The sequence below is a fragment of the Azospira sp. I09 genome (assembly GCF_009177135.1).
Taxonomy (GTDB): domain Bacteria; phylum Pseudomonadota; class Gammaproteobacteria; order Burkholderiales; family Rhodocyclaceae; genus Azospira; species Azospira oryzae.
The window spans coordinates 771010-783748 of record NZ_AP021844.1; the positions used below are offsets into that span (position 1 = coordinate 771010).

The following is a 12739-nucleotide window of genomic DNA, read 5'->3' on the forward strand; positions in this document are numbered from 1 at the left end:
TAGCGAGGATCGCGGGAGGGCTTCCGGGAGAAGTTAAGCCCCCGCGCTGACAGGCGACTTACAGACAGATGAAGGATTGGTTGCAGCGGGCCGGGAAGCGATGGCCGGGCCCGCTATAATGGCGCCCATGTACATCATCGCCATTGGCTGGCTCTACGTCATTTTCATGATGGCCCTCACCGAGGCCAGCATCGTGGCGGGAGTCGCAACCTTCTTTTTCTACGGGCTGCTGCCCACCGCCCTCATCCTCTATCTGGGCGGCTCCAAGGTCAGGCGGCAGCGCCGGGCCTGGCAGGAGTTGCAGGAGGCAAGGCGCCAGGAGGCCCTGGCCGGGCAGCCGTCCGCCTCAGGCGTGGCCGGCGATCAGCTCCCGGGCCAGCCAGATGGAAAGGATACCCAGGCCGATCAGTGACACCTGCTGCAGGGTGGCCTTGAGTTCGGGCCGCTTGTGCAGGCCGGGAATGAGGTCGGCCACGGCCACATAGAGCATGCTGGCGGCAGCCAGGCCGAGCAGGGACGGCACCCACTCCTGCAGGGACGACAGGGCGAAGTAGGCCAGCAGGGCCCCCACCAGGGTGGCCAGACTGGACAGCAGGTTGAAGGCCAGGGCCTTGGCCCGGGAATAGCCGGAATGCAGCAGCACCAGGAAATCACCCAGCTCCTGGGGAATTTCGTGGGCGATGATGGCCAGGGCGGTGACGATGCCCAGTTGGGTGTCTTCCAGGAAGGCGGCGGCGATGAGGATGCCGTCCACGAAATTGTGGAAGGTGTCGCCGATCAGGATCAGCAGGCCGGAACGGCCGTGGTCGTGGGCCGGCGGATGGGCGTCGTGGGCTTCGCAGTGATGGTCGTGGCAGTGGCGCCACAGCACCAGTTTTTCCAGGACGAAGAAAATCAGGATGCCGCCCAGGATGGTGGCCGCCATGGTGTGGGGATCGCCATGTTCCAGGGCATGGGGCAGGATTTCCAGGAACACCGCCCCCAGCAGGGCGCCGATGGCGTAGGAAATCAGGTGGGAGACGCTGCCTGCCCCCAGGGTGAAGGTCACCAGACCGGCGGCAATGACGCTGAGGGCGCCGCCGAGGAAGCTGGCGGTGATGATCCAGCCAAGGGTACTCATGGTTTTCCAGGCAAGGGAAGAAGGTGGGGAAAATTCGGGGAGGGGCGGATTATACGCCCTCCCCTCCGCCGAATCTTATTGATACCCCAGATATCGGGGAATGCCGGTGGCCAGTTCGGGAACAAAGGTCACCAGCAGCAGGGCCGAGAGCATGGCGCCCACCATCCACAGCACCCAGGGCACCGTATCCTCGATGCGGATGCCGGCAATGCGGCTGGTGACCATCAGGTTGATGGCCATGGGCGGCGTGAACTGGCCGATGGCCACGTTCATGGTGAGGATGACGCCGAACCACACCGGATCCCAGCCAAAGTGCAGGATCACCGGCAGCAGGAAGGGCACGAAAATGAAGAGGATGGAAACGGCGTCGAGGAACATGCCTGCGATCAGCAACAACAGGGTCACCGCCAGCAGGATGGCCGTCTCGTTGCCGGAAAGCCCCACCAGCCAGCCGCCCAGGGCCTCGAAGGTGCCCAGGGTGCTGCCGGCCCAGGCGAAGACGCTGGCCAGGGCGATGATGAGCATGACCACGGCAGAAACCTCCGCCGACTCCACCAGCACTTCGTAGATGTTCTTCCAGTTGAGGGTGCGGTAGATCACCAGGCCGACGAACAGGCCGTAGAACACCGCCACCACCGCCGCTTCCGTCGGCGTGAAGGCGCCGGAACGCATGCCGCCGAGAATGATCACCGGGGCCAGCAGGCCCCAGCTGGCCTCCTTCAGGGCCGACCAGAAGGACTGGCGCTCCTCTCCGTCCTGCAGGCCGGCGACGCCGAAGCCGTGGCGCACCGACAGCCACCAGGCCGGCAGCATCAGGGCCAGGCCGGCCAGGAGGCCCGGGATCAGGCCGGCGGCGAAGAGGGCCGGCACCGAGGCCTGGGGCACCAGGACGCTGTAGAGGATGAAGACGATGGAAGGCGGGATGAGAATGGCCGTGGAGCCGGCCGCAGCAATGACGCTGGCGGAAAAGGCGGCCGGATAGCCGGCCCGGGCCATGCTGGGAATCATCACCGTGGCCACCGCCGCCGCATCCGCCGGGCCTGAGCCGGAAATGCCGCCCAGCACCATGCACACCAGGATGGCGGCCAGGGCCAGGCCGCCGCGCCGCTGGCCCACCAGGGCCACGGCAAAACGCACCAGGCGCAGGGCCACGCCGGAGCGCTCGAAAATCATCCCGGCCAGCACGAAGACGGGAATGGCCAGCAGGGGATATTTGGCGATGCCGGTATAGACGCTGGTGGGCAGGGACATCAGGCCCAGGTCGCCGAAGAACACCACCGCCAGACCCGCCAGGCCCATGGCCGTGCCCAGGGGCACGCCCAGGAGCATCAGGGCGAAGAAGGAAAGAAAGAGCAGCCAGCTCATGCCCGCCCTCCCCGCCGGCGCCACAGCAAGAGGAACAGGCGCAGCACGATCAGGGCCGACAGCAGGGGCAGCCAGGCGCTGTACCACCACTGGGGCAGGCCCAGGCCGGGAGAGGTGACCTCGAATTCGAAATCGTCGTAGGCCATGCCGTAACCCAGCCAGGCCAGGAGGCCGAACATGGCCACATTGGCCAGCCACTCCAGGGCCGAACAAAGCCGGCGGCCGTTGGCGGAAAGCCTGTCCACCAGCAGGGTGATGCGGATATGGCGGCCGTCGGCAAAGGCGCCGGCCGAACCGAGCAGGGTCAGGGCCAGCAGCAGGAATACGGAAAACTCCTCGGTGAAGGCGAAGGAGGCGTTGGTCAGGTAGCGCACCAGCACATTGGCGAAGGTGATCAGGCACAGCAGGGCCATGCAGCCCGCCGCCAGGGCCCGTTCAATGCGGGCAGTGGGGCGGGAGGGGGGATTCTGTTGGTCATCCATCCTGTTGTTCTCGTCAAAAACAAGATCGCCGGCCCGGGCCGGCGATCTTGCAGTCGCAGGGGAAAAGGGCCTACTTGCCGGCAGCGATGGCGGCCTCGGCCTTTTTCACCAGATCCTTGCCCACGGTTTCGGCCCACTTGTCGTACACCGGACGGGTCAGGTCCTTGAAGGCCTTGCGCTGCTCGGCCGTCAGCCGGGTGATGGTGACGCCGTTCTTCTCGATGTCCTTGAGCAGGGCATCGTCGCCGGGGCTGACGCCCTTGCGCGCTGCCACCAGGTTCTCCGCCGCCGCCTGTTCCGCCGCCTCGCGCACCGCCTTGCGGTCCGCTTCGCTCCAGTTGTTCCAGACGTTGCGGTTCACCACGAAAATCAGGGGGTCCGTCATGTAGCCCCACAGGGTCAGGTGCTGCTGGCCCAGGGTGTGCAGCTTGGCCGCATTGAACACGGAGAGGGGATTTTCCTGGCCGTCCACGGCCTTGGTGGCCAGGGCCGGCTGGGCATCGGCCCAGCTCATCTGGGTGGGATTGGCGCCGAGGGCGGAGAAGGCATCGATGAAAATGGGGGAACCGACGACGCGGATCTTCATGCCCTTCAGGTCCGCCGGGGTGCGGATGGGATGCCGGGAATTGGAAAGCTCGCGGAAGCCGTTCTCGCCGTAGGCCAGGGGCACCACGCCCTGCTTTTCCAGCACGGCGAAGAGGTCCTTGCCCACCGGCCCCTTGATCAGGGCATCCAGGCTCTTTTCATCGGGCGTGAGGAACGGCAGGGAGAACAGGTTGAGCTGCTTCACCTGGGGCGACCAGTTGATGGAGGAGCCGATGGCCAGGTCGATGACCCCCTGGCGGATGGCGGAAAACTCCCGGGTCTGGTCGCCGCCCACCAGGCTGGTGCCCGGGTAGAGCTTGATGTTGATGCGGCCTTCGGTCTTCTGCTTGACCAGTTCGGCCCAGCGTTCGCCGGCCTTGCCCCAGGGAAAGGCGGGGCCGAGGACGGTGGACAGGCGGTATTCGGACTTGTAATCGGCGGCGTGGGCGACGCTGTGCCCCAGGGGCAGCAGGGCCAGGGCCAGGGATGCGGCGGCGACGAGTTTTTTCATTGTTCCTCCGGTAGTTTTTATGATGATGCAGCGGAGGCAGTGTAGGGAGCGTTGTTCGCCACGGTCAAGGTGCAACGCACCAAGGCCCCCGGCTCAGGGCTCCAGCCAGATGAGGGAGGCCATGCGGCCGCAGACCCGGTCGCGACGGTAGGAAAAATAGCTGGCGGTGTCGCCCACCGTGCACAGGCCGCCGCCGTGGATCTCACGGACGCCGGCTGCCTGCAGGCGCAGGCGGGCCAGGGTGTAGATGTCGGCCAGATACTTGCCGGCGGAGGCGCCGGGGACGAAGGCCTGGGACGCCCGTGGATCGGCCTTCTCGAAGGCGTCCCTCACCTCAGGCCCGACTTCAAAGGCTTGGGGCCCGATGGCCGGCCCGAGCCAGGCCAGGAGCCGCTCCGGGGCCACCCCCATGGCAGCCACCGTGTTTTCCAGGACACCGGCCGCCAGGCCGCGCCAGCCGGCATGGGCGGCGCCCACCACGGTGCCGTCCCGGTCGCAGAGCAATACCGGCAGGCAGTCGGCAGTCATGATGGCGCAGACGCTGCCGGGACGCCGGGCCACCACCCCGTCGGCCTCCCGCCCGGTGGTGGCGCTATCGGCGTCGGCCACCCGGTTGCCGTGCACCTGCTGCAGCCACAGGGGCTCGCCCGGCAGGCCGGCCCGCAGCCGGGCCCGGTTGGCCGCCACATGGGCCGGCGCATCGCCCACGTGATCCCCCAGGTTGAGGCTGGCATAGGGGGCCGGACTGACGCCGCCGCTGCGGGTGGTCTGCAGGCTGCGCACCCGGGACGGGGCGGGCCAGTCGGGAACGAAGCCGGGCAGGCTATTCGTCGGCTTCGTCATCGAAGTCTTCGTCTTCCAGGAGTTCGGCGCCCTCTGCTTCCAGCACCTCGACCTCCTCCTCGTCCTCCCAGTCGTCACCCCACTCCTCCGCCCAGGCTTCTTCCTGGCGCTGGCGGCGCAGGGTCTTGATCTCGTCCCATTCGCTGCGCAGCGTCTTGAGCAGGGCTGCCATGTCGTCGGGCACCGGGGCGTCCCACTGCATGGGTTCCCGGGTCAGGGGGTGGATCAGGCCGAGGCGGTAGGCATGGAGCGCCTGGCGGGGGAAACGGACCCCGGCGGTCTTGCCCTTGTTGTAAACCGCATCGCCCACCAGGGGGAAACCCAGGGCCGCCATGTGCACCCGGATCTGGTGGGTGCGGCCCGTCTCCAGGCGGCACTGCACCAGGGTGCAACGCTCGAAATGCTCCAGCACCGTGTAATGGGTGCGGGCCTCCCGGCCATTGTGCTGGACCACGGCCATCTTGGTGCGCTGGGTGGGATGGCGGCCGATGGGCGCATCCACCGTGCCGTTGCGGTTGAGATAGCCGACCAGCAGGGCCCGGTATTCCCGCTTCACGGTGCGGGCCTGGAGCTGGCGCACCAGATCGGTCTGGGCCTCCAGGGTCTTGGCCACCACCATGAGGCCGGAGGTGTCCTTGTCCAGGCGGTGCACGATGCCGGCCCGGGGCACCTGGGCCAGCTGCGGCGTGTGGTGCAGCAAGGCGTTGAGCAGGGTACCGCTCCAGTTGCCGCTGCCCGGATGCACCACCAGGCCGGCCGGCTTGTTGATGATGAGGATGGCTTCATCCTCGTACACCACAGGAAAAGGAATGTCTTCCGGCGTCTCGGCCGCCAGCTTCTCGTCCTGGACTTCCTCCAGGTTGAGGAACTCGCCGCCCAGCAGTTTGTGCTTGGGCTCCTGCACCGGCCGCCCGTTGAGGGAGACCCGGCCTTCCCGGATCCAGGTTTGCAGGCGATTGCGCGAATACTGGGGCAGCAGCTCGGCCAGCACCTGATCCAGGCGGCGGCCGCCGGCATCGAGGGGCACGAATATGGGCGACCCGGCGCCGCAAGCGGGGGATGGAGACGGAGATGACATGGGCTTTGCGCTATAATCGGCCGCACTCATTTCGGCGGGCGCCTCACTTCGGCGCGCCTTGGCTTTCGTTTTTGGACTGTTCATCATGCGTAGTTTACCGGCTTTAGCTCTGATTTTCGCCGCTTTGCTCTCCCTTTCCGGTTGCGGCCTGCTGCCGGAACAAAAGGACGAGACCGCCGGCTGGTCCGCCAACAAGCTCTACACCCAGGCCAAGGAGGCCATGAGCGAGGGGTCGTGGGACAAGGCCGTGAAGTATTTCGAGAAGCTGGAATCCCGCTATCCCTACGGCCGCTACGCCCAGCAGGCCCAGATCGAAGTGGCCTACGCCTACTTCAAGTCCGGCGAAACGGCCTCCGCCATCGCCGCCTGCGACCGCTTCGTCAAGCTGCATCCGGACCACCCCAATGTGGATTACATCTACTACCTGAAAGGCCTGGTCACCTTCAACGAGGACCTGGGCATGATGGGCCACGTCAGCATGCAGGACCAGACGGAGCGCGACCCCAAGGGCATGCGCGAGTCCTTCGACGCCTTCAAGACCCTCTCCAGCCGCTTCCCCGACAGCAAATACACCCCCGATGCGGTGCAGCGCATGAAGTACCTGGTCAGCGCCATGGCCGCCAACGAGGTGCATGTGGCCCGCTACTACATGAAGCGCAAGGCCTATGTGGCCGCGGCCAACCGGGCCCAGAGCGCCATCAAGAACTACCCGGACGCCCCGGCCATCGAGGAAGCCCTTTTCATCATGGTCAAGGCTTACGACGAAATGGGCATGATCGACCTGCGCGACGATGCGGAGCGGGTGATGCGCAAGAACTACCCCAACAGCGTCTATTACACCCGGGGCCTGAACCGGGTCGAACCCTGGTGGAAGCTCTGGTAAGCCATCGCTGAAAACGAAAAGGCCGGGAATTCCCGGCCTTTTTTATTGCCATCCGGGGGGCGCCCCCTTAAATGGACTGCTTGATCGCCAGCAGGGCCTGGTTGCGCAGGGTGCGCAGCAGGGACAGCTCCTTTTCCGGGATGACGATGTCCCCGGCGCCGTCCTTGTCGGCATAGATCATGGCCACCGGATTGCCCTTGATGGTCAGGGGGAAGAGGACAAAGGTTTCCGAGGTCAGCACCTTGCGGAACCAGTCCGGGATGCGGGGCTTGATCTTGGGGTCGTTGGTGTCGCTGATGAGGATGTCCACACCCTTGGAAATGGCGGCGTGGAAGATGTCCGGCGAAAAGCTCAGGGGAAAGCGGAACTGCCGGGCGATCTCCGTGGCGTCCGGACCGAAGCCGAAACGGCCCTGCATGGTATTGTGGCGGGCATCCTTGATGCACAGGATGACCCGCTTGAAGCCCATGGCCCGGTACATGGTCTCCAGGATGATGCGCAGGATGTCGTTGAGCTTGTATTCCTCCACCAGGGTGTTGGAAATGTCCTGGATACCGGCGGTGAGGATGGCCTGGGCCGTCGCCGAATCCGGCGCCTGCCCCTCGCCCACCACCGCGGCGGGCAGCAGCTCGCCACCCAGCTGTTCGCTGAGGATGGTGCCGGCCATGCTGGAATCGTCCTCGCCGGCGGCCGAGGCGGCCGGCCTCTCCCCCATCCATTCCCGCAATTGCCGGCCGAAGGCGGTCTGCTGCAGGTTGAGGCGGATGATGCTGGCGAATTCCTTGACCTGTTCGATGGACTTCTCGATGGTGCTGCGCAGGTCCCGCTCTTCCACCTTGACGCTGTCGCCGAAGCGGGCCGCCAGCTTCTTCAGTTCCCGGGCCCGCTCATCGGGGCCGGCCTGGGCGATGATCAGGCACAGCTCGTTGGCATAGGCCGCCAGCACCCGCAGCTTGTCCTCCGGGGTGCTGGGCAGGCGCACATTGCCGCCGGGCAGCTTGCGCATGCTGTTGACGATCAGGGGCGGGAAGCCCCAGGTACGGGCGACGCCGATGCCCAGTTCCTCGTAGGACATGCCCAGCACCTGCAGGGAGGCGGCCTCCTCGCCGATCTCCTTCTGCCCCATGAGCTTCTTCACTTCCTCGCTTTCCTCGGGGAAGTAGTACTGGCACAGCAGGCGGCCCAGGTTGTGGAACATGGCGCAGATGAAGGCCTGCTCCACATCCCGGGTGCTGGTCAGGGTGCCGATGTCCTTGGCCAGGATGCCGGCCAGATTGGCCCGCAGGAACTCGTCCTTGAGCTGGGCCGCATTGGACTTGTTCTGCAGGTGCTCGAAGAGGAGCACGGTGATGGCAATATTGCGCACCGCATCGAAGCCGAGCACGATCACCGCCCGGGACACGGTGCTGATGTTGCCGCCGCCGGCCTGCCGGTAATAGGCCGAATTGACCAGGCGCAGGATCTTGTTGGTGAGGGCGAAGTCCTTGAGGATGGTCATGGACAGCCGGGCGATGCTCTCCGTCTCGGAAGTGGCGATCTTGTTGATGGCGCTGACCGATTCGGAGAGGGCGGGGAAATCGCTCTTGTGCCGCATGCGCCGCAGCAGGAAATCCAGGGTGCTCTGCTTGCCGCCAGTGGCGGCGCCCTCCTCCTCCACCGGGTCCAGGTAGCTATCCAGGGCCTGCAGGAACTGGGCGACGGATTCGTAGCGGTTGAGGGGATTGCGCGCCGTGGCCTTGTACAGCACGTCCACGATGCGCTCATCCAGGCTGACCTCGCTTGGCAGGCGCAGATCCTCCTGGGTGATGCGCCGCATCACCTGGAAGGGATCGCTGCCCTGGATGGCGCGGCGGCCGGTCAGCAGCTCGTAGAGCACCAGGCCGGCGGCGAAGATGTCGCCCCGCACTCCCACCGTACGCGATTCGATGTACTCGGGCGCCATGTAGGCCGGGGTGCCGGTGAAGTCGCCCTGCTTGCTGTCCAGGTCCTCGATGCGGGCGGCAATGCCGAAGTCCATGACCTGGGGAATGCCGTCCTCGTCCAGGAGGATGTTGGAAGGCTTCAGGTCCCGGTGGATGATGCCCTGTTCGTGGGCACAGGCCACCGCCTCCAGGATGGAGCGCATCAGGGTGACGGCCTTGACCGGAGAGAGGGCCCCCGCATCCTTCAGGTACTGGGCCAGGTTCTTGCCGGGTACATACTGGAAAACCAGGTAAAGATCGCCGTCTTCTTCGCCCGCCTCGAAGATCGGTACGATATTGGCATGTCGCAGCTGGCTGACGGTACGCGCCTCCGCCAGCAGGGCGGCATTCTGGGCCGCGTCGGGGCGGGAAAAGTGCAAGGTTTTGATGGCGATCTCGCGCTCCAGCTGCGGGTCATACGCCAGGTAAACCACACTTTGGGCTCCCCTACCCAGTTCGCGCCGGATTTCGAAACGTCCGATCTTTTGCAGTGCCATGTCGGCCCCCTTGATATTTGTCGGCCATTCTAGCCGCTCCGTTGCCTCCCGGACATGGACTAATTCACTGCGGCGCCCAGCCCGGTCATCCAACTGACGGATTTTTCATTAGAATCCGGCCATGTCCGGGAATTCCCGGTACGACAATAATCATAGGTTACGCCCCCCATGCTCTACGACCTGCACGAATTCCAGCACTCCCTGCTGACCCCCCTGCGCCTGTGGGCCGAAACCACCCAGCAGCTCTTCGCCAACCCCTTCTCCGCCCTCTCCTACCTGCCGGAAAGCTCCCGCATCGCCGCCGGTTCCGAGCTGATGGCGCGCCTCATCCGTCGCTACGACAAACCCGCCTTCGGCCTCGACCGCACCACGGTGGAGGGCCGGGAGGTGGCCGTCAGCGAAGCGGTGGCCGTGCACAAGCCCTTCTGCAATCTGCTCCATTTCGTCCGCCAGAGCGGCCAGGCGGCGCCCAAGGTGCTGCTCTGCGCGCCCCTCTCCGGCCATTACGCCACCCTGCTGCGGGACACGGTGCGGGCCCTGCTGCCGGACCACGACGTCTATGTCACCGACTGGATCGACGCCCGCCAGGTCTCCCTGGCCCACGGCCCCTTCCGCTTCGACGACTACGTCAGCTATATCCAGGACTTCATCCGCCACCTGGGGCCGGAGGTCCATGTCATCTCCGTCTGCCAGCCCACCGTGCCGGTGCTGGCCGCCATTTCCCTGCTGGCGGCCGACGACGATCCCTGCCAGCCCCGCTCCATGACCATGATGGGCGGCCCCATCGACACCAGCATCAATCCCACGGCGGTGAACGACTACGCCAAGAAGCACACCCGGCTGTGGTTCGAGACCAAGGTCATCACCCGGGTGCCGACCAAGTACCCGGGCGCCCTGCGCCGGGTCTATCCGGGCTTCCTGCAGCACGCCGGCTTCGTTTCCATGAACCAGGACCGGCACGTGGACGCCCACCTGGACTTCTACAACCACCTGATCGAGGGCGACGGCGATTCGGCCGAGGCCCACCGCAAGTTCTACGACGAATACAACGCGGTGATGGACCTGCCGGCCGAGTACTACCTGGAAACCCTGGAACGGGTCTTCCTCAACCACTACCTGCCGGAAGGCCGCCTGGTGGTGCACGGCCGGACGGTGGACCCGGCGGCCATCCGCCGTACCGCCCTGATGACCGTGGAGGGGGAACTGGACGACATTTCCGCCCCCGGCCAGACCCATGCCGCCCACGACCTGTGCGCTTCCCTGGAGGCGGCCCAGCGGGCCCACTTCCTCTGCCCCGGCGTCGGCCACTACGGCATTTTCAGCGGCCGCCGCTGGCGCGAAGTGATCTATCCCCAGGTGCGCGACTTCATCCGCCGCCACCAGGGCTGAGCCAGCCTAGCCCGCCGCTCCGGGCGGGGCCACCTCCCGGCACCACAGCAGTTCCGGCGTGGTGTCCGGGGTGCCGGCATCGCCTTGGGCAACGCCGAACAGGACAGCGTTCTGACCCATGTGGCGCCCCAGGGCCAGGGCCAGTTCCCGGTCCAAGACCGGCGCCGTGACGAAAAAGCCGGCTTCCGCCGGCCATTGGCCATCGTCGGCCAGGTTTTCCGCCGCCAGGGCCGGCAGGCCCAGGCTGTGCAGCAGCCCGGCCAGGGCCCGCTGCCGGGCCAGATTGGCAGCCTCGCCGAGAGGCTCGGAGGCCGGATTGCTGGCAGTCACCACCATCCAGGCCCGTCCGCCCCGGGCCGCCACATAGGCCGCCAGGGCGGGGCACGCCTCGCCCACCCGCAGATCCACGGCCCCCTCGGGCAGCCAAACCCGGTAGGTGGTGGCCCGATAGGCGGCCTGCAAGGCAGCAGGGACGGGGCTTTCGGCCATGCCTGCCCTACTCCTGGCTATCCTCGGGCACTTCCAGGCTCTCCAGCCCGGAAAGCAGGCCGGACGCTTCTCCCGAAGGCAGGGCCTCCACGCTCTTCAATTTGCGCTCGATCTGGCGGGTACGCACTTCGGCGGCGCCGATGCTGTTGGTGGCCTGCTCCAGCTTTTTCTTGGTGGCCGCCAGGGCCTCGCCGAACTTGCCGAACTCGGTCTTCACCGCCCCCAGCACCGACCACACCTCGGAGGAGCGCTTTTCGATGGCCAGGGTGCGGAAGCCCATCTGCAGGCTGTTGAGCATGGCCGTCAGGGTGGTGGGGCCGGAGAGGGAAACCCGGTATTCCCGCTGCAGCATCTCCGCCAGGCCCGGCCGGCGCAGGGCCTCGGCGTAGAGGCCTTCGATAGGCAGGTAGAGCAGAGCGAAATCCGTGGTGTGGGGCGGCTCCACGTATTTCTCGCGGATGCTCTTGGCCTCCAGCTTGAGGCGGTTTTCCAGGGCCTTGGCGGCCTCCTCCACCCCGGCCGCGTCGGCCCGCTCCTGGGCGTCCTGCAGCTTCTGGTAATCCTCGATGGGGAACTTGGCGTCGATGGGCAGCCACACCGGCGCATCGGCCAGACCGTCGCCCTTGCCCGGCAGGCGGATGGCGAACTCCACCCGGTCGTTGCTGCGGGGCCGGGTGATGACGTTGGTGGCGTACTGCTCCGGCGTCAGGATCTGCTCCAGCAGGTTGGACAGCTGCACTTCGCCCCAGGAGCCCCGGGTCTTGACGTTGGTCAGCACCTTTTTCAGGTCGCCGACGCCGGCGGCCAGGGTCTGCATTTCCCCCAGGCCCCGATGCACCTGCTCCAGCCGGTCCGAAACCAGCTTGAAGGATTCGCCCAGGCGCTGTTCCAGGGTGGCGTGGAGCTTTTCGTCCACGGTCTTGCGCATCTCCTCCAGCTTGCCGGCGTTGTCCGCCTGCAGGGCCACCAGCCGCGCTTCCACCACCTGGCGCAGTTGCTCGAAGCGCTGGTCCAGGGCCTGGGAAACCTGGGCCAGCTGCTGGGCGAAGGCTTCTAGGTGCTGGCCCTGGGTCTGGCCGAACTGGCCCACCTGGGCGTTGAGGGATTCGGCCAGGCGGGCCAGGCCCTGGGCCTGGGCCTCCCGCCCCTGGTGGGATTCGGCGGCGGCCTCCTGGCGGCTGCGGGCCAGCTGCTGGGCGAACACTTCCAGCTGCTGGGCCTGCAACTGGCCCAGCTGGCCGACCTGGCTGCCCAGGGCCTGGGTCAGGCGCACCAGGGCCTCGCTCTGTTCCTCCCGGCCACGCCGGGCTTCCAGGGCAGATTCCTGGCGGATGGCCGCCAGTTCCTCGCGCAGGGCCCGCTCCTGCCGGGCCAGGGCGCCGTCCACGGCGGCGAACTGGGGCGCCAGGGCCAGGGCGGCATCCTGCCGCTCGCGGCTGCGCAGGAGAAGAAGCACCAGGCCGCCGAGAATCAGCAGGGCGAGGACGGTAAGAATCAGCAACAGGGTGTCGGTCATGAAGGTTCCGAAAAAATGCA

General features: G+C 66.4%; 12 protein-coding genes. 3 read left to right on the forward strand and 9 right to left on the reverse strand.

The annotated features are described in order from the left end of the window. Positions 1-127: 127 nt before the first annotated feature. Positions 128-412 carry a hypothetical protein gene (locus AZSP09_RS20110; protein ID WP_197739101.1) on the forward strand — a complete coding sequence of 95 codons (285 nt, stop codon included), beginning with the start codon at positions 128-130 and terminating at the stop codon, positions 410-412. Here AZSP09_RS20110 and AZSP09_RS03525 read toward each other — a convergent pair. The 6 genes from AZSP09_RS03525 to rluD all read right to left on the reverse strand — a co-directional run bounded on the left by AZSP09_RS03525 (position 347) and on the right by rluD (position 5984). Next, on the reverse strand, positions 347-1120 hold the full coding sequence (locus AZSP09_RS03525) for a ZIP family metal transporter (protein ID WP_014237569.1): 774 nt from the start codon (positions 1118-1120) through the stop codon (positions 347-349). The two genes, AZSP09_RS20110 and AZSP09_RS03525, sit on opposite strands and share 66 nt — an antisense overlap. A 75-nt stretch (positions 1121-1195) precedes the next feature. Further along, a complete protein-coding gene (locus AZSP09_RS03530; protein ID WP_152089192.1) occupies positions 1196-2485 on the reverse strand; it encodes a TRAP transporter large permease in 1290 nt (429 codons plus the stop codon). Beyond that, positions 2482-2967: a TRAP transporter small permease gene (locus AZSP09_RS03535; protein ID WP_130458510.1), complete on the reverse strand. Its 486-nt coding sequence runs from the start codon at positions 2965-2967 to the stop codon at positions 2482-2484. Before AZSP09_RS03535 ends, AZSP09_RS03530 begins: the two co-directional genes overlap by 4 nt. A 70-nt stretch (positions 2968-3037) precedes the next feature. Next, complete coding sequence (locus tag AZSP09_RS03540) at positions 3038-4063, reverse strand: DctP family TRAP transporter solute-binding subunit (protein WP_014237566.1); 1026 nt, start codon at positions 4061-4063, stop codon at positions 3038-3040. 93 nt (positions 4064-4156) lie between these two features. Continuing rightward, positions 4157-4906, reverse strand: coding sequence for a peptidoglycan editing factor PgeF (gene pgeF / locus AZSP09_RS03545; protein WP_152089193.1), 750 nt, complete (start codon positions 4904-4906; stop codon positions 4157-4159). Next, positions 4887-5984, reverse strand: a complete 1098-nt coding sequence (gene rluD, locus AZSP09_RS03550; protein WP_172974689.1) for a 23S rRNA pseudouridine(1911/1915/1917) synthase RluD — start codon at positions 5982-5984, stop codon at positions 4887-4889. The genes pgeF and rluD overlap by 20 nt, the downstream gene beginning before the upstream one ends. 85 nt (positions 5985-6069) lie before the next feature. Here rluD and AZSP09_RS03555 point away from each other — a divergent pair, with 85 nt between their 5' ends. After that, the gene (locus AZSP09_RS03555; RefSeq protein ID WP_014237563.1) at positions 6070-6867 is read left to right on the forward strand and encodes an outer membrane protein assembly factor BamD; all 798 of its coding nucleotides are present in this window, start codon (positions 6070-6072) and stop codon (positions 6865-6867) included. A gap of 67 nt (positions 6868-6934) precedes the next feature. Here the strand turns inward: AZSP09_RS03555 and AZSP09_RS03560 are convergent, their stop codons facing one another. Continuing rightward, positions 6935-9325 carry a serine/threonine protein kinase gene (locus AZSP09_RS03560; protein ID WP_152089195.1) on the reverse strand — a complete coding sequence of 797 codons (2391 nt, stop codon included), beginning with the start codon at positions 9323-9325 and terminating at the stop codon, positions 6935-6937. 168 nt (positions 9326-9493) lie between these two features. On the opposite strand from AZSP09_RS03560, the gene AZSP09_RS03565 reads away from it, so the two are divergent. Then, positions 9494-10714 (forward strand): polyhydroxyalkanoate depolymerase, encoded by a 1221-nt coding sequence (locus AZSP09_RS03565; RefSeq protein WP_152089196.1) that lies wholly within the window; start codon positions 9494-9496, stop codon positions 10712-10714. Between the two features lie 6 nt (positions 10715-10720). Here the strand turns inward: AZSP09_RS03565 and AZSP09_RS03570 are convergent, their stop codons facing one another. Both AZSP09_RS03570 and rmuC read right to left on the reverse strand, forming a co-directional pair. Further along, the gene (locus AZSP09_RS03570) at positions 10721-11203 is read right to left on the reverse strand and encodes a DUF3293 domain-containing protein (RefSeq protein ID WP_152089197.1); all 483 of its coding nucleotides are present in this window, start codon (positions 11201-11203) and stop codon (positions 10721-10723) included. A gap of 7 nt (positions 11204-11210) precedes the next feature. Beyond that, a complete protein-coding gene (rmuC, locus tag AZSP09_RS03575; RefSeq protein WP_130458504.1) occupies positions 11211-12719 on the reverse strand; it encodes a DNA recombination protein RmuC in 1509 nt (502 codons plus the stop codon). Positions 12720-12739 lie beyond the last annotated feature (20 nt).